General features: G+C 50.3%; 14 protein-coding genes and 1 pseudogene. 9 read left to right on the top strand and 6 right to left on the bottom strand.

The annotated features are described in order from the left end of the window. The 9 genes from DPO_RS20045 (at position 1) to DPO_RS20005 (ending at position 8222) form a co-directional block, all read left to right on the top strand. Entirely contained in the window at positions 1–1710 is a 1710-nt protein-coding gene (locus DPO_RS20045) for a GspE/PulE family protein (protein ID WP_006968198.1), read from the top strand. 28 nt (positions 1711–1738) lie between these two features. Continuing rightward, entirely contained in the window at positions 1739–2959 is a 1221-nt protein-coding gene (locus DPO_RS20040; RefSeq protein ID WP_006968197.1) for a type II secretion system F family protein, read from the top strand. An 87-nt stretch (positions 2960–3046) separates the two neighbouring features. Then, positions 3047–3463 carry a type IV pilin protein gene (locus DPO_RS20035; protein ID WP_006968196.1) on the top strand — a complete coding sequence of 139 codons (417 nt, stop codon included), beginning with the start codon at positions 3047–3049 and terminating at the stop codon, positions 3461–3463. A 22-nt stretch (positions 3464–3485) separates the two neighbouring features. Beyond that, entirely contained in the window at positions 3486–3965 is a 480-nt protein-coding gene (locus DPO_RS20030) for a pilus assembly FimT family protein (protein ID WP_006968195.1), read from the top strand. Further along, positions 3962–4411 carry a type II secretion system protein gene (locus DPO_RS20025; protein ID WP_006968194.1) on the top strand — a complete coding sequence of 150 codons (450 nt, stop codon included), beginning with the start codon at positions 3962–3964 and terminating at the stop codon, positions 4409–4411. Before DPO_RS20030 ends, DPO_RS20025 begins: the two co-directional genes overlap by 4 nt. After that, positions 4404–5015 (top strand): prepilin-type N-terminal cleavage/methylation domain-containing protein, encoded by a 612-nt coding sequence (locus DPO_RS20020; RefSeq protein ID WP_006968193.1) that lies wholly within the window; start codon positions 4404–4406, stop codon positions 5013–5015. Before DPO_RS20025 ends, DPO_RS20020 begins: the two co-directional genes overlap by 8 nt. Further along, positions 5012–6316: a hypothetical protein gene (locus DPO_RS20015; protein WP_006968192.1), complete on the top strand. Its 1305-nt coding sequence runs from the start codon at positions 5012–5014 to the stop codon at positions 6314–6316. The genes DPO_RS20020 and DPO_RS20015 overlap by 4 nt, the downstream gene beginning before the upstream one ends. A gap of 38 nt (positions 6317–6354) precedes the next feature. Next, the gene (locus tag DPO_RS20010) at positions 6355–7128 is read left to right on the top strand and encodes a type II secretion system protein (RefSeq protein ID WP_006968191.1); all 774 of its coding nucleotides are present in this window, start codon (positions 6355–6357) and stop codon (positions 7126–7128) included. A gap of 560 nt (positions 7129–7688) precedes the next feature. After that, positions 7689–8222, top strand: coding sequence for a type II secretion system protein (locus DPO_RS20005; RefSeq protein WP_006968190.1), 534 nt, complete (start codon positions 7689–7691; stop codon positions 8220–8222). On the opposite strand, the gene DPO_RS20000 is transcribed toward DPO_RS20005, so the two are convergent. From DPO_RS20000 to DPO_RS19950, 6 genes and pseudogenes are all read right to left on the bottom strand, one after another. Beyond that, on the bottom strand, positions 8219–8722 hold the full coding sequence (locus DPO_RS20000; RefSeq protein WP_006968189.1) for an HD-GYP domain-containing protein: 504 nt from the start codon (positions 8720–8722) through the stop codon (positions 8219–8221). The genes DPO_RS20005 and DPO_RS20000 overlap by 4 nt on opposite strands. 47 nt (positions 8723–8769) lie before the next feature. After that, on the bottom strand, positions 8770–10494 hold the full coding sequence (locus DPO_RS24775) for a transporter substrate-binding domain-containing protein (protein WP_006968188.1): 1725 nt from the start codon (positions 10492–10494) through the stop codon (positions 8770–8772). 147 nt (positions 10495–10641) lie between these two features. Then, positions 10642–12128: pseudogene (locus DPO_RS24770) on the bottom strand (ISNCY family transposase). A gap of 407 nt (positions 12129–12535) precedes the next feature. Beyond that, on the bottom strand, positions 12536–13546 hold the full coding sequence (locus DPO_RS19960) for a DsbA family protein (protein ID WP_006968185.1): 1011 nt from the start codon (positions 13544–13546) through the stop codon (positions 12536–12538). Then, positions 13543–14748 (bottom strand): hypothetical protein, encoded by a 1206-nt coding sequence (locus DPO_RS19955; RefSeq protein ID WP_006968184.1) that lies wholly within the window; start codon positions 14746–14748, stop codon positions 13543–13545. Before DPO_RS19955 ends, DPO_RS19960 begins: the two co-directional genes overlap by 4 nt. Further along, positions 14718–16097: a DUF4139 domain-containing protein gene (locus DPO_RS19950; protein ID WP_006968183.1), complete on the bottom strand. Its 1380-nt coding sequence runs from the start codon at positions 16095–16097 to the stop codon at positions 14718–14720. Before DPO_RS19950 ends, DPO_RS19955 begins: the two co-directional genes overlap by 31 nt. Positions 16098–16225: the final 128 nt, after the last annotated feature.

Genomic DNA, 16225 nt, shown 5'->3' with positions numbered 1-16225 from the left:
GTGGCCGTTCGAAAAAGACTGGGAGAAATTCTGCTGGATGAAGGGGTCATCACCCAGGACCAGCTGAAGACCGCGTTGTCCCAATTCAAAGAGACCGGACTCAAACTCGGGGAATATCTGGCACTGAAAGGGATCGTGTCTGAAAACATCATTGTGGATGCGGTGGCTTCCCAGATGAATCTCAGAAAATTTGAAGCCGGAGAATATGACATTTCTCCGGATCTGGCCCAAATCATGGATGTGGACAATGCCACCAAATTCAAAGCCGTGCCCGTGAAAAAAAGTGACGGTGTGATCACCATCGCCATGACGGATCCATTGAATATCATCACGGTGGATTATATTGAAGTGATGACCGACATGGAAGTGGAGACGGTGATCTGCACAGAGCAGAATTTCAATTATCTGATGTCTGCCATCTATGGTGCATATGCCGGTAAAGACGGGGTCATGCAGCAGGTGCAGGATATCTCCGAGATGGATTCGGAACCCGATGATGACGAGGGTTCCGAATCTCTGACCGAAACCGACCTTCAGCACATGGCCGAGGACGCACCGGTCATCAAACTGGTGAACTCCATTCTGACCCAGGCGGTCCGGGAAGGTGCCACGGACATTCACCTGAGCCCTGAGAAAACCTACATCGAGATCCGGTTCCGGGTGGACGGAAAACTGCACAAGATCCCCAACCCACCCAAAAAAATGTTTCTGCCCATGGTGTCCCGCATCAAGATCATGGCCAATCTGGATATTTCCATCTCCCGGATTCCCCAGGACGGGCGCATGACCATCAAGGTCCATCAAAAGGAGGTTAATGTCCGGGTGTCCACCATTCCCACCATTTATGGCGAAAACGTGGTGCTTCGTCTTCTGGACACCAGTTCCGGCATTCATACCCTGGATCAGCTGGGGTATTCAGCCGATGACATCGCAGGGATCAAAAAAATGATCAAGATGCCCTATGGCATGATTCTGTGCACCGGCCCCACGGGCAGCGGGAAAAGCACCAGTCTGTTTGCCATGCTCAAGGAGATCAATTCACCGGACACCCACATCATCACCCTGGAGGATCCCGTGGAATACCGGATGGAACATATCCGCCAGGCCCAGCTGAACCGGCGGGCCGGCATGACATTTGCCTCGGGGTTGCGGTCCATCCTGCGCCAGGACCCGGACGTGATCATGGTAGGGGAGATCCGGGACACGGAAACCGCCAATGTGGCGGTGCAGGCGGCGTTGACCGGGCATATGGTTTTTTCAACCGTGCACACCAATGATGCGGCCGGGGCGGTTACCCGGTTCATTGAAATGGGGGTTGCCCCGTTTCTGGTTTCTTCGGTCATGCTGGTGATCATTGCCCAGCGCCTGATCCGGCGGGTGTGCACCCATTGCGGTGAGCAGGTGATCCCGCCGCCTGAATTGCTTGAATACTGGGGAATCCCCCCGGGAGACAACATCCGGTTCATGAAAGCCAAAGGATGCAGCCACTGCCTGGATACGGGATACCGGGGCCGGGTGGGGCTGTACGAAATATTGTATATCAATGATGCGGTCCGGGACATGATTCTGAGCGGAAAAACCGCCAAGGAGATCAGCCGGCTGGCCCATGACGCCGGCCAGCTCCGGACCCTGAAAGAAGATGCGGCCCGGAAAGTCATGGACCGGATCACCACCCCGGAGGAGGCCATGTCCGCCCTCCAGGTGAAATAAACCGGTTGAGCCGGTAGGATAAAACAGCATGGCATTGTATCAGTTCAAGGCGATCAACGAAAACGGCCAACCGGTTTCCGGAGAGATCGAGGCAGACTCCCGGGATGCGGCGTTAGGGCTTGTGGCGGGCCGGGGCCTGATTCCCCAGACAGCGAAAAAGAAATCAGGGGGGTCCGATATCATGGGGTTTTTGAACAACCTGCCCCTGCCGGGCCGGCTGGTCAAGACCAAAGACCTGATCCTGTTCACCAAACAGTTCAAGACCATGGTGCACGCCGGTGTTTCCATTGTCCAGGTGTTTCAGATCCTGGAGGATCAGACGGAAAACCCCCACCTGCGCAAGGCCATTGCCAGGATGGTGGCGGATATCAGGGAAGGCCGGTCCCTGTATCAGGCGTTTTCCGACCATCCGCGGATTTTTCCCCGTCTGTACTGTGCCATGATCCGGGCCGGAGAGGAGTCCGGTGCCCTGCCCGAGATCATGGACCGGCTGATCTATGTGATCACCCATGAAGAAAAGGTGAAAAACGATATCCAGGGCGCGCTGCGGTATCCCATGTTTGTCCTGGCCGTGCTGGGCGGGGCGTTTCTGGTGCTGCTGACCTTTGTGGTGCCCCGGTTTGTGGATATTTTTGAGCAGGGCGGTGTGGAAATTCCTCTGCCCACCCGGATCTGCATGATGATGTACACGTTTTTATCCCAGTTCGGGGGATATATGCTCCTGACTGCCGGAGTCCTGGTGGTGGCGGGATTTTATTATGTTCGGACCGATACCGGGCGCCTCATGAAAGACCGGCTGCTCATGGGCCTGCCATTGATCGGACAGCTGCTGGTCAAATCCGCCATGTCCCGGTTTTCCAGTATTTTTTCCATTCTTCAGGCCAGCGGTGTCGGTGTTCTGGAATCTTTGCGGGTGTTGACAGACACCATTGACAATGCAGCCATTGCCGTGGAATTCAAAAAAATCAGAAGTCAGCTGGAAGAAGGACGGGGCATTTCAGGCCCGTTGAGACGGGCCAGATATTTTCCCCCCATGGTGGTCAGCATGGTGGCCATTGGTGAGGAATCCGGTAACCTGGACGGCATGCTCAAAGAAATATCCGACCATTACGATGCCGAGGTGGAATATGCCACCAAACGCCTGGCCGAAGCCTTAGGCCCTTTGCTCATGGTGGCCATGTCCGCCATGGTGGGATTTTTCATCCTGGCCATTTTCAAGCCCATGTGGGAGATGGCAAACATTGTCTGACCCGGTGCGCCCATCTGCCGGCTTGATTATTCCACCCTCCGGTATTAGAATATATGTCACACGACACATCATAAAAGGAAACAAAGAATGCAGCCGACTGCTGTTTTAAAAACCCCGAAAGGGTTCACCCTGATCGAAGTCCTGTCAGTGGTGGTGATCATCGGAATCCTGGCTGCCATCGCGGTTCCCAGTTACAAGGCCACTATGGATCGATCACGGGAAAAGGCAGCCGAGGCTGCCATTGCCGAGGTTAAATCCCGGTTGTCACTTGCCTATGCCAAGTATCTTTTGGAAGAAAAATCAGAACCCGATACGATAGGTGATATCGCCGGGATAGATGACTCAGGGTTACCGGCCGGTTCAGGTGAAGTACCACAGATGGATAATTACACGGTAACCTTGAGCGGTCACAATGGGACGATAGCAACGATCACTGTAACGAAAATCAAAGACGTGGATTACAGTCAGTCTGATGAGATAGATAACACTTGGGAACTGCCATAAGCCTTGGAGGAGACTGATCGTTTTGAAAGTACTGCGCTGTCATAGCGGATTTACCCTGATCGAAATTGCTGCGGTTCTTGTGATCATTGCGATTTTGTCTGTTTTGGCGGTGAAACGCATGGGAGGTACCGGGATTTCTGCTTATGGCGATGCCGATCGTCTGGTAGCGGATTTGCGTTATGCCCAGTCTCTGGCCATGACCCGGGCCCCGGATGAAGGTGGTGATTATGATGGTGAAGTGACAGTCGTAACTACTGACACTGGCTGGAAATTAGATAATGAAGGGAAAACGGATAAACTCTGGTTCGCAGACGGAGCCAGAGAAGATTGGAAAATTGAGGAAGGCACGACGATTACCCAGGATGTCAGCATCACGTTTAAATACCCGAAAGGCAAGATGGTGAATGCTGCTTCAGACCCGACGACCATAACACTTCAACGCGGCGATAATTCCATCATCATTAATGTGTATAGTGAAACCGGATATGTGGAGATCCAATGAGGGGTAAAACAGTGATATCGACCCGACAGGGATTTACCATGATTGAATTGATCGCAGCCATGGTGATTGTGGGTGTAGCCGTTGCCATGGCAGGGGTGAGTTTCATATCTTTCGAGCGTATCGGTAAAGGAATCAATGCAAGAAACGCACAATTGGCCCAGCAGCGGATGGAATTGATTCTGGCTGAAAAAAGAAAAAGTCAGATTGGATTTCCCGAGGATTGTGATGGTGTAAATGATCTACAATGTGGTCCAGATCCATGTAATTCTGGCAATACAGAGTTGGATGATGTTTGTGATAATGCTGTATCTGTTATCTTTAAAGGAGTAAAAGAGGATAACACTGAAATCAATGGGTGTCAAAGTAGTGAAATATTTAAATATTGTAAGGTTAAAGTAACCGTTGAAGGCACTGATTATTATATGAATTTATATAAATATGACTGATCTCAAGCAATATAGACCATTTTCGTCCGTTAAGAGAAAGCGTGGTTTCACGCTCATTGAGATGGTTCTGGTTATGGTCCTCTTGGGAATAGCTGCTCTTATGGTTGTTCCCTTTGTGGGGCATATATTTTCCAATCTTTTAGAGGGCCGGGAACTCAGCCATCGCGAGGGTCAGGCAGTCATGGCCTTGGAACGGTTTGTCCGGGATGTGCGTGGAGCTGATAGTGTAACTGTCAATAATAATCAGAAGAAGATGACTCTTGAAAATGACGGATCTGATGTGATTTATGAAATTGTCACGGGAAATCTGCTTTTGGATGGTCAGGTCTTGGCTAAGCATCTGGATGATAGTCAAAGCAAGTTTGATAATAAAATCGATACGCTTGGCTATCAGTTCATTACTTTGACATTGGTTGTAGAGATGAGCGGTGAAAGAACCTTTGAATTTTCAGCTTCTTCGTTTCCACGAATGATTTCAGCGGCAGGAGGAAACCAAGGTGGAGGAAACCAAGGTGGAGGAAACCAAGGTGGAGGAAACCAAGGTGGGGGAAACCAAGGTGGGGGAAACCAAGGTGGGGGAAACCAAGGTGGGGGGAAAAAGTGATTTTTTCGGAAAAAGGCAGTGTATTGGTTATTGTCATAACCGGTATCACAATCATCGCTGCCATTGGTGCGGGTTTGGCTGCTATGGTCAGTTCCGGGGCGAGGACCGGGGCGAATCACAGCCTGTCTGTCCAGGCGTTGTATGCGGCGGAGAGTGGCTTGGAGTGGGCGCAATACACTATCACGAAAGAGGGGACGGATTGCGAAAAGGTTAAACTAAACCAAGAAAAAACGAATGATGAAAAATTAGTCCAAGCAGATTTTTTAATAAAAGAAGCGATATTAGTTGGGAACGATTGTAAAGTGACTGCTACAGGCTGGGTTGGAAGTCAAGCTTCGCCTTTGGCAAAAAGAGAAAGCACCAGCAATTTTTCTATCGCTGGGAACAATGGGGGGGACAATTTTCTGGACTTAATTAAAGACGCCTTTCTCTATGGAAGCAACCTGGAATTTTCAGGCGATAATGTTGAAGGCCCCGGCGCTACCATCGTGATACAGGAAGGATTGAAGACTCCGGATCTTAACAGGGGGGCAGAGATCAGTGTATCCAATATTTTTTTCGGTGACGATGTGAAACTAAACTCCGGGAGTGCCAGCCTTGGATCAAGCAGTGAACCCGGAATTATATTCATTAACGGTGATCTTGATTTGTGGGAAGGCGCAAGGAATATTTACGGGGATGTTTATGTGAAAGGTGATTTTCAGCTCAAGGATGCCCGGATTTATGGCAACGTTTATGTGGAGGGCGATAATGGAGACAATGGCGATGTGAAACTGGGGTGGACACCATGGCTCGCCGATGAATCACGGATTTATTATACAGGCAGCTTATCTCATCCTAATAATTATGATACCTCAATTCTTGACAAAGTAATAAAGGTTGACAATATCGAAGATGCCCCTGGTTACATAAAAGGCATTGCAATGCCGGATTATGGGATTCCAGAGCCACGATCCGATGAATGGTATGCCGACAAAGGATATGCCTCGTCGGGAATCCTGGTTGATGATTTGAAAATTTTTGCAGACAGCTATGTTTCGAACAGCTGGCGCCCAGCGGCAGAGGATGTGGTTATCGTCAGTAAAGGGGATATTTCCATTACTGGTCTGGGGGGCAGCGGATTGACAGGTGTACTGTTCGCTCCATATGGGAAAGTGACATTTAACGGAGGGTTTTTTACAGGTACCGTCATAGCCAGAGACGGTTTTAACGTTACCAGTGGCGGAACAACTGTCACGTTTAAAAGTATTGAAGACTTTTTTGATGACAACCCTGAAGATATTCCCATGAGTGTTGAATAAGAAAGCATGACAATTGCAGTTGGATGGAAGTATCGGTGATGAAAGACAAGCCGGCCATGAAACATTCCCAGATAAGCGGATTCACGCTGGTGGAAATCATCTCCGTGCTGGTCATCGTAGGCATTCTCTCAACGGTGGCGCTGCCCGATTTTTTCAATATCCAGGAGCGGATCCGGCACAAGATGGTGGATAATGTGATCAGTGACCTCAATCACCGGGAGCAGATTATCTGGAGTATGCATATGGCATCTGACAGCACGCATGATGATACGATCATTTTTGATGGAGTCCATGCGGAAAATATCGGGGCCAAGTTCACCTGGACCTCAGGACCGGGCCAGGCCGGCGGTACCATCCGGTTCGGCCGGGTTCTGGTGGACGTGGTTCGGACCCCGTCAGACAAGGATGCGGCAGGCATCTGGGAACGGGTGAGCCGTGACGATATAACGACTTTCAATGAAACAGCCGGGTCCATGATCACCCGGGTGCAGCAGTATTATGATGAAAACGGCTACTATCCCAGAAGCTGGGGGGACTATGCCTTTACCGACGTGGGTCTGGACCCCGATGATTGGAACACTCCTGTGGACGGCGTGTATTACGCGACAGGTGGAAACCGGATAAAAGCAACACCCGCAGAAGGATTTGAGTTTCATGTGACCGGGACGGACGGTGAAGACCGGGTTCTGAAATCCAGTTACAACTGGAGCCTGTGGTATTCCATGGAAGATGGCAAATGGTATTATCACAGTATCAACGACGACAATGAAATCGACATCTCAACGCTGGCGGTTGTCAAAGATGTGCCATAACAGGAAAAACAGGCACGATGAATGGCAATGTCGGGCGATGCCGGCTTTACAGCAGGAAAAATGCCAGATTAAGTCCCATCAATGCCTGCATCAGAGGAATATACCCGGCAGCATCTTTCTCAAACAGACGCGGTTTTCTGCAATCGCTCCGCAAGCCATATTTTGATAATTGATTGACGCGCAACACCTAAGCGTTTGGCTTCCGGGTCCAGCGGTGAGGTGCCTTGAACCGGTCAAAATCATTTGCATTTACCAACGCCTGTGACCAGACCAGAGATTCAGGCCAGCCGTGCTTCTGCGCCACCTGCGGGACGGAAAAATCCTTCGATAAATCGGTATTTACGCCTTTTGCTATTTGTGGCAAAAGGCGTAAATACCGATTGTATCATTGGTTCAAATACAATCTTGAATAAAATCACTGAAAAGGTTATTTTGGGTTTCACGTACCAAAGACATCGATGACTTCAGAAAAAACCTGGAAGAATTGACCGCCCGGGACCCGGTATAACAAACATGAGAATGAAAGTTGACGTCTACTGGATGATGAAAAGGCCTGCAGCATGAAAAAACAAAATCGGGAACACGGCTTCACCTTTGTGGAAATCATTTCCGTGCTGGTCATCATCGGCATTCTTTCGGCTGTGGCCCTGCCCGATTTTTTCAATATCCAGGATCGTATCCGGCGCAAGATGGTGGACAATGTGATCAAAGATCTCAATCACCGGGAATATCTGATCTGGGCCACGCATTTTGAATCCAAAGAAGATCATGATGACAGTGTCGTTTTCAATCGGGTGAATCCGGAAAACATCGGCGCCAAATTCATCTGGTCGGCTGGTCCTTCCACGACCGGAGGCACCATCACGTTCGGATCCATTGACGTCAATGTGGAAAGGACCTCTTCAACTGCTGAAACCGAAGGGTTTTGGGAAAAAAAGGATGATAACACTTCAGATTCCGGCTCTCAAAACAGCGGGCAGGGTGGAGGAAATTCGAATAATAACGATTCTCCTGGACAGAGCGGTGACGCACCCGGTCAAGGGGGGGATTCTCCCGGACAGAGTGAAAATGCTCCTGGAAAAAATAAAAACTAACCCGCAGATATGCTTTGTGACAGGTACCGGCTGACATCTGCCACATCAATCAACTCCGGTGCCAGATAGCGCCGGGCATATTCCATACACACCCCGCTGGTGAGAAACAGGTTGAACACATCGGCATCGATCAGGTTCTTTTCGACCATGTCCTGTAAAATCTCCAGGGCTTCACTGATCTTTTTGGCTTTTTTGTAAGGCCGGTCTGCGGCGGTCAATGCTTCGAAAATATCGGCCACCCCAATGATCCGTTCCGGCAAAGACAGGTCCTTGGCGGTCAATTGCCTGGGATACCCGGTGCCGTTGAGCACTTCATGGTGGGTGGCGGCATACCGGGGGATTTTGGTCATTTCCTTGGGAAACGGCAATTGTTCCAGCATGCGAAGGGTGCTGATCACATGTCCATTGATTTTATAGCGTTCCTCCGGGGTCAGGGTGCCTGATGGAATGGACAGGTTGTGGATTTCTCCCAGATTCTGGTCATATGCCGGCAAAGACATTTTGATTTCCGGTTGGAGACTGGCACTTGATTTTGCCGGGTGAGGAATTAAATGCCAGGGTTGGTCGCTGAGCAGATGTTCCTTTGCGGGCAGGGCCGAAGGCGGATCGGGATACAGGGATGCTTCCTGGGGTGACAGACCCAGCCGATTGTCGAAATGGCGCTCCCAGGTGATGGTAGCCAGTGCCTTGATTCGTTCAAGATCCGCTTTTGACAATTTTTCTCTGCCGATATTGATTCCGGCGATAAAGGAAAAATCGGTTTGCAGTGTCTGGCGTGTGGCTGCCAGTTCTTCCTCCCATTGCCGGTTTTTTTCCGGTTTTGCCAGTTTTTTTCAAGGGTCTGGATCTGGGCATCCCGCCAAAGCACTTCAAACCGCATGCGGATTTCATGGATGCGGTTGTAAATGGTTTCCAGCTTGGTGCCTTTGTTCATGATATGTTCCGGGGTAATGATTTTGCCGCAGTCATGCAGCCAGGCCCCGATTTGAAATTCCCTGAGCTGGTCTTTTGAATGAAAGGAAAACCGGTCGAAGGGAGGGGTGTTGGACTGGTCGGCGGCCCGGACCATCATCAGGGCCAGTTCCGGTACCCGGGCGCAGTGCTGGCCCGTGTATGGGGATTTGTCGTCAATGGCTCCGGCACTGGTTTGAATCACCGCGTCCATCAGATCTGCCTGCTGCTGTTCATGCTGTTGAATGGCCTCGCTCATGTCCACCAGGGAAATGGCCAGGTCATGGATCTCTTTGATGACGCTGCTGCATAAGGTGACTTGATCATATTGACGGTGCTTGATTTTCCTGTTTTCAGCGGCCAGACGTTTGATGGGATTGACAACAGGGGTGGCAAACAGCCAGCAGAGCGGCAGCAGCAGAATCATGCAGGCAATGGTGATCAAAATGGATGTTTTGAGTTTTTCCAGACAATCCGCCAGGATCTGTCTGCTGGGCACCACCACGGCAAAATATTCCCGGCTGGAGGGATCCGGATCCAGCAACGTGACAAAAATTAAATGATCTTCTCCGTTTATAACGGTTTTGTGTAATTGATTTTCAAGGGCTTTTTGGCCGGCGATCTCAATCAGGCGGGAATAGGGCACAGTCTCAAGGGACTGGTTTGAAGCCTGGGCAATTTCCGGGCCGGGGGACAGCCAGGTTTCTTTCATTGCCTGTCGTTGCCGGTCCGGAATGGCTGCCAGGGCCTTGTTCAGTATCGGGACCAGGAAATGGTGCTGGGGATGAATGATCAGGTGCAGATCCTGGGGCAAGGTGGTGATGGGATCAGAACCCGGACGTGTCACCACGGCCTGGGGCAGGGTGATCAATGGATCGGAAAACACCCCGATATCTTGAGTCATGTCACTTCGGACCACCGGGTGTATCACATCGATGTCCCCGTTTTTGAACTGGTCCAGCAGTTCCGGCCAGGTATACCCGTTGATGAATTCGATTTTCAGGCCCGTCATATGGGCCAGAAGCCGGATCAAATCAATGGCGTATCCCCGCGGTTCTCCGGCCACTGCAAAATCCAGTGGGGGCCAGTCCATTTCATTGGAAATCCTGATGGTCCCCGCTTGTTTGATCAATGTTTGTTCCTGAGGTGTCAAAGGGATGGGGTCGATGTTATATGACTTTTTTTCAGGCAGGGCTTTTTGATTGGAGGCGTTGATCTGACCATTGGACTGATACAGATAAATTTCACTTTCCCGGCTCAACGGCAGGTCGCTTATATAGTGGCTGGCCGGAAACCCCGATTTTGAGATTTTCCGGGGCACATGCCTGACAAAATTTTCAATTGTTGGTCCTCCTGCTATCACAAACCGGGGAAAGTGCTTTCATGATAGTCGTTTTTTGACGACTTTCCCATTTTTCGGGCACACCTGTAGTGTTTGACGTGCTGTTTTTGATGCAATGGCCTGTTTTTAAGCGGCTTTGCGCTGTTCAAACCGTTGCAGCTGTTTCAATCCTTTTTGTTGTATATTATGCCCCATGATCTGGAGGTTTCTTGCCAGAACAGACAGGCCCACGTATCTTTTAAATCCTTGAATACCATGATCCGGGCATCTGTCCAGACCATGATTTTCCAACCCGTTTATAGCCGATTCAACCGCTGAATGTTTTCTTTTAAAACCGATAAAATCCTTTGCTGTTTCTTCTTCACATTCAGCCTTGTTGCATCTGCCTTTTTTTCGGGAGCACCAAAATATTCAATGTTTTTTTCAGGTTCCATTTTGTTACCAGGGGTTATAAAATCCTTTATCAAACTGCATCCCTTGAGGCCAGAAAATTTGTTTTGTGTCCGATCTTACCATTGCAACTGCCACCTTATCATCGGTTTCTTTCTCCATCACCCGGTGGTGCAGGATAAACCCATACTGGTCTTCCAGGATGCATACCCGCAGTCCCAATTCCTGGGGAACACCGGCTTTGCCTTTTGAAATCCATTCCGTGTGAGGTTCGAAAATTGAAAAAATCTTGTCTCTATGCGGGATTTTTTCATCCTGTAACACCCGGCGTTTTATGAGATCAATTTGCCAAAGCGCGAAATTGATATATGTTTGCAACTCTTGGGCTCGGACCGCATTAATAATATCGGATGACTCCATCATTTCAATGGTCGATTTCGCCTTTAAAATGTATTTTTCAGCAAGCTCGATATACGCTTTGTGGGCATCCATAATCTGCCGAGCTTTTTTGGCCTTTTTCTTTTCATCCTTGGATGTGGAATGTTTCAATCGCTGAACTATCCGATATAGCCGTTTAAATTTTTTGATATTATATGCTGATTGCCGCCACATACTCGTTCCAATGCCCTGGCTGATAATAGCGGCAATTTGAATCATTTTTCGGACTGCATCAAAAAGCAGGTTGATGTCTGTGGGAAAATGAACATCGGTTTCAACAACGAATGAGTCACACCGTCCCATCAATGTCTCATCGTCCGAAGTTTTTTTTTCATCAGAAGTTTATGACCTACTTGTACAACCAGGGTGTTGATTTTATCAAGAACGTCAGGTGTCAGAAGCCTGACATTATCTTTCAGGGTCTGAAGCGGATAGGTGATGTCATCGTCCATCATACCATGTCCCAGCATCTGCCTTAATGTTCTGTGGTTGTTCACCATCTCCTGGAGCTTATCGTAATCCCAATTGCAATTGAGCCGGATGGTGCCCATCACAAGGATTTTCCACAGGTCCATTCCCGGACGTCCATTTCTGGAGTCAGTGTCTTCCGGAATCACATTTTTGAGGATGGCAAAAAACGTTTTTTCTCGCAGATCTTGATCGCAATAGATATGCTGGAGCCCCAAAAGCAGCTTGGGAATTTCATCCCTGGCCCTCATGTCAAGTTTGATTTGGTCGATAGGGGTCTGCCCGAATGTCATTTGTGGTTCAAAAATTTTACGCAAAACAACCTCGAAGTTTTGTTTGGGTGTTGAAATTTGAATTGCTTTCGATTTCTCTCGTTTGTTAAAATCTCGTTAATTATTAATAGGTTATATTAACACAGAAATCAGTAAAAATCAACAAGCAATTCAATTATAAGTAAAAATTTCAAATAAGTTTTAGCCGTCATCCCCTTGAAAAACGTGGCGTTCTGAGTTTTCGGTCAGACACTATATATTCGGATAATGAAGAAAAAGTGACATCGATCGCCAGCACAGATCGGGTGCCCGGCATTTTTATGGCATAGGTCTGTCCCGGTGCCTGCAGGTGCTGAAACAAATAAGGCTGGGTTTTGTAAACGGTCTGCTCAGAGGCGTGGGTGAACCAGAGGCGTTTTCCTGCACACGGATGGACAGTTTTTTTCGGGGTGTCATGGCATGGCTGCTTCCATTTTCCGGGCATTGAATCCCTTGATAAAGGTCTGGTTGACAAAAAAGACCGGCGTGGAATGGATGCCCAGGGTCTGGATGGTCTGCTGGTCAGCTTTGATTTGGGTGAGAAACCGGTCGGTCAGATAGGTCAGGGCGTGTTCAGGGGTTATGCCCCAGTTTTGTGTTAATTCCGGAAACTCGTCCATGTATTGCGCCAGAATCTCCAGAGGATCCTGGGATGGGTCTAAAACGGTATAGGTAAAATCAATGATTTCAAACACCATGGATTTTCGGTGATACGCGTCCGCCATGACCAGGCCGGCGGTTTCCGCAGCCGGGCTCAACGGGAAATGGGCCAGGCGCAGGGTGTGGATTTGATCCAGATTCAGCTTGATGAATTCCCATCCTTTCCGGCAATGGGGGCAGAAAGGATCGGAAACGACAATCAGGGTGTGCGGGCCTGGGCCGGTGTAAATGAGTTTGCCGAAATCAGAAGGCAGATCGGAGATATCCACAGCCTGCATCTGATCCACGACGTCCTGTACCAGGTTGCTGCCCGTGGCCAGATCCTGAATGCCGCCGATCTGCAAGGTCCCGGTGTCATCCACCACCAGGGTGATGAATTCGGGCGATGCATCTGAAACCGGGGGCATGAGTCTGAGTTTGACGGCAAACACGGTCAGGGTGTCGCTGATATGAACCGGTATTTTTTTTTCAATGTGCACGTGGGCCGAAGAAAAATGTTGGAACCGGTCATCCCGATCTTCCCGGGCCGTGCGAAGCCGATGGGCGATCCCTGCTTTCAGGGCCGCCTCATCCAGTACCGCCGATGAGGCGGCGGTCTGCCCGGGTTGAATGTTGTCCGGTTTAAGGGTCGGGGTATCGGCCGGTACGGGGTTCGGTAAAAGGCACAGAATCAGTATCCAGAAAATTATTGCCGCCGGACAGCCGGAAATTCGATGTAAAATCGGGGAAATTTCCGGGTTTTCAATATTTGTGTGTGTCATCATTGGTAGATCACCTGGTTGTGCTGGGTAAATTTGTCTGCAAAAATGTTCAATATCTTATAGGTCAGGTCAAAGGTCCGGGTTTCTTCTGCATCCAGACGGATGTCCAACCTCAAGGTTTCGTGGTCTTCAAGGGTGTAGGCATGTGCCATGTCCACGGGTTCCCACTGGCCCGGGATCCGGTCAATGAGCCGGATGTTGGCCGGGGTGGGGCCGGTGTTTTTCAAAATGAACCGGTCGGTGATGATTTGATCAAACACCTGGATCATGCCTTTGTCATTGCGCCGGACCTGGGTTTTATCGGTTTTCATGCGCCGTTTGGTGATAATGACATCCCGGGTCCGGCCGGTTTCAAGGAAAAACGAGTCTCCTTTGGCCAGAAACGGCAGAAAATCTTCGCCCGTGAACAGGGTCCGGCCCTGGGCATCTTCAAGAAAAATCCGCACGTTTCCCGGACGTAAATCAAAAGTGTCCTGGGAGACATCCGCCGGAAAGGTGATCTCATACCCGAATGGAATTCCCGCGGCCGTGTCCTGGTTTTCCGGATCATGGGGCATGGTCTGTCCGTCCCAGTGAAGGATCTTTGCCATTTCGGGATTCTGGGGAATGGGAAACGACACCTGCCGGGTTTCCTGATCCTGGATCTGTGTGGAAAAAATTGTGTCGGGATCCAGCCGGACCGTGGCGGCTTCATAGGACTGCCCGGAAAAATTTCTCAAGATGAGTTTCGCATCCAGATCCAGCTCGGTTTCTTCGGCATTGACCGTGGCCGTATAGGTGACCAGGCTGTCCAGACCGGCCGGCAGATAGGACAGGATCATGGGCACGACCGCATCGTTGGAGCTGTAAACCTGCCATATCAGGCCGGCACCATCCGGGGGCATGGCTGCAGACAGAACCCGGACCGATTCCGGATCGGACAAAGGGGTCAGCAGCACGGCATCCGGGTCCAGACGGACCCCGGACCAGGAAAAAGCCACCGGGTTGATGCCTTTGCCTAAAGAGATATGATGATGTTCCTGGACCATGGCCGGATTTTGATTCGACAGCCTAATATGAACCGCATCCGGTTGCGGCAGGATCCCTAATCGGGTGTCCGCCGATACAAGGGCCGGCAGAATCAGCCCGGCTGTCACCAGGGCCGAACAAATCATGATCCGAAAAGAGCGGGGTTTCATGAAGATGGAACCGCTTTTTGCTGCCATTGTCTGTCTCCTTGATATGTGGTGATCGTGTAATGGATATTTTTTTTGCCGGCCGGAGAAACCAGGACTGAAAACTTGAACCGGTTCTGGTCGATGAGCTGGAATTCATCCTGGCCCTGGATGCCGGAGATGGCAAAATGGGGGTGGGGCAGGGTCTGAAATATGTCGATCCGGGCCGGGTGGTCGGAAAAATTGGCCACCTCAATCACCCAGGTCCGGACCTCGTCAAATCCGGACAGATTGTTTTTTTTATCAAATGTCAGATGGGTTTTGGCATATTTCATGACTTTAGGGACCACGGTGATCCGGGGATCAGGCCCTAAGCGGAGATGATGGCGTTTGCCCGAAGGGATGTAGTCCGCCGTGTCGGATCCGGCAAAGATCATGCCGCCGTCTGGGTCAATGGCCTGAAACACCTTGACGGCACCCCCGGGAAGCGGGAACGATCCCAGCCCGGAATCCGTGTCATTGGTAAAGGAAACCATCTGCATCACCCCATTGCCGAACTGTGAAGCGTCAAACACATGCAATGTGTCAACGGGCACGGATCCGGCTTCCACAAAGGTCAGCCGGTCGGACCAGCCGTTTAAAAGAGATTTCTGACCGTCAAGGGTGTACACCATATAATCGGATGCCCGGGATTTTGTGATGGCCCGGGGCGCGGGAGAGGCGGCTTTTTCAGACTGGATCATCAGGGCAGGGGCGGATTCCAGCAGTGCTTTTCCCCGGGCGACCATGTCCTGCTGCGGGTTGTCGGCTCCCCGGGTGTCAGGCCGGCCATAGGGAAACGGCTGGTTTGCCAGATCCGCGATCCGGTCCAAAAGATGAATTTTCCCTGTTACCAGATGCACGGTCGCATCACGATAATCCATGCCGGAGCGGTTTTCCACCCGGACCTGGCCGGTTAATTTCATTCGGGTCCGGTCTTGGGACAGCACCGCCGTGTAATGGGGCTGCCAGGAAATACCCGGCGTGAAGTAAGACAAGACCACCTCAGCCCGGCAGGGTTGTGTGGCCGACACATGCCAGATGGCCTGGTTTTTCTCCCGGGCCGGAAACTGGGTCTGCGTGATTTCTAAAGGCAGGGATTTGTCGGAAATATCAAAGGACAATGAGGTGGGGTCGATGCGCGTGCCGGACCAGGAAAACCGGACCGGATTCATGCCTTTGGCAAAATAAAGGGTCCGGGTGTCTTTGATCAGGGTCAAGTCCGCGCTGCGGTAAATATAGGCTTCGGTCTGCCGGGTTTCGGTCAGCACAGCTGTGTCGATCCGGGCATGGGCCGGCCCGCCGCACATCAAGGTGAAAATCAAAGAAAAAGAAAAAAACAACCGGAATGTCTGCATCATTTCAATGCCTCCTGTAACAAGGGATGATTGTCTGATAAAATACCATACTGGTGAAAAAAGCCAAGGCATTTGTCCGTGGATTCTGGTATAGTCAAAACCATCATCAACCCGGAACCCTTTGATTTAAA

It is taken from the genome of Desulfotignum phosphitoxidans DSM 13687, assembly GCF_000350545.1.
GTDB lineage: Bacteria > Desulfobacterota > Desulfobacteria > Desulfobacterales > Desulfobacteraceae > Desulfotignum > Desulfotignum phosphitoxidans.
The sequence above is the reverse complement of the archived record's forward strand: the minus strand, read 5'-3'. Positions and strand labels throughout refer to the sequence as shown.

Bases quoted from the DNA above. Each gene is read 5' to 3' on its own strand.
- DPO_RS20040 (WP_006968197.1), top strand. From the start codon at position 1,739: ATGGCATTGTATCAGTTCAAGGCGATCAACGAAAACGGCCAACCGGTT.
- DPO_RS20035 (WP_006968196.1), top strand. From the start codon at position 3,047: ATGCAGCCGACTGCTGTTTTAAAAACCCCGAAAGGGTTCACCCTGATC.
- DPO_RS20025 (WP_006968194.1), top strand. From the start codon at position 3,962: ATGAGGGGTAAAACAGTGATATCGACCCGACAGGGATTTACCATGATT.
- DPO_RS20020 (WP_006968193.1), top strand. From the start codon at position 4,404: ATGACTGATCTCAAGCAATATAGACCATTTTCGTCCGTTAAGAGAAAG.
- DPO_RS20010 (WP_006968191.1), top strand. From the start codon at position 6,355: ATGAAAGACAAGCCGGCCATGAAACATTCCCAGATAAGCGGATTCACG.
- DPO_RS20005 (WP_006968190.1), top strand. From the start codon at position 7,689: ATGAAAAAACAAAATCGGGAACACGGCTTCACCTTTGTGGAAATCATT.
- DPO_RS20000 (WP_006968189.1), bottom strand. From the start codon at position 8,722: ATGTCTTTGCCGGCATATGACCAGAATCTGGGAGAAATCCACAACCTG.
- DPO_RS19960 (WP_006968185.1), bottom strand. From the start codon at position 13,546: ATGATGACACACACAAATATTGAAAACCCGGAAATTTCCCCGATTTTA.
- DPO_RS19955 (WP_006968184.1), bottom strand. From the start codon at position 14,748: ATGGCAGCAAAAAGCGGTTCCATCTTCATGAAACCCCGCTCTTTTCGG.
- DPO_RS19950 (WP_006968183.1), bottom strand. From the start codon at position 16,097: ATGATGCAGACATTCCGGTTGTTTTTTTCTTTTTCTTTGATTTTCACC.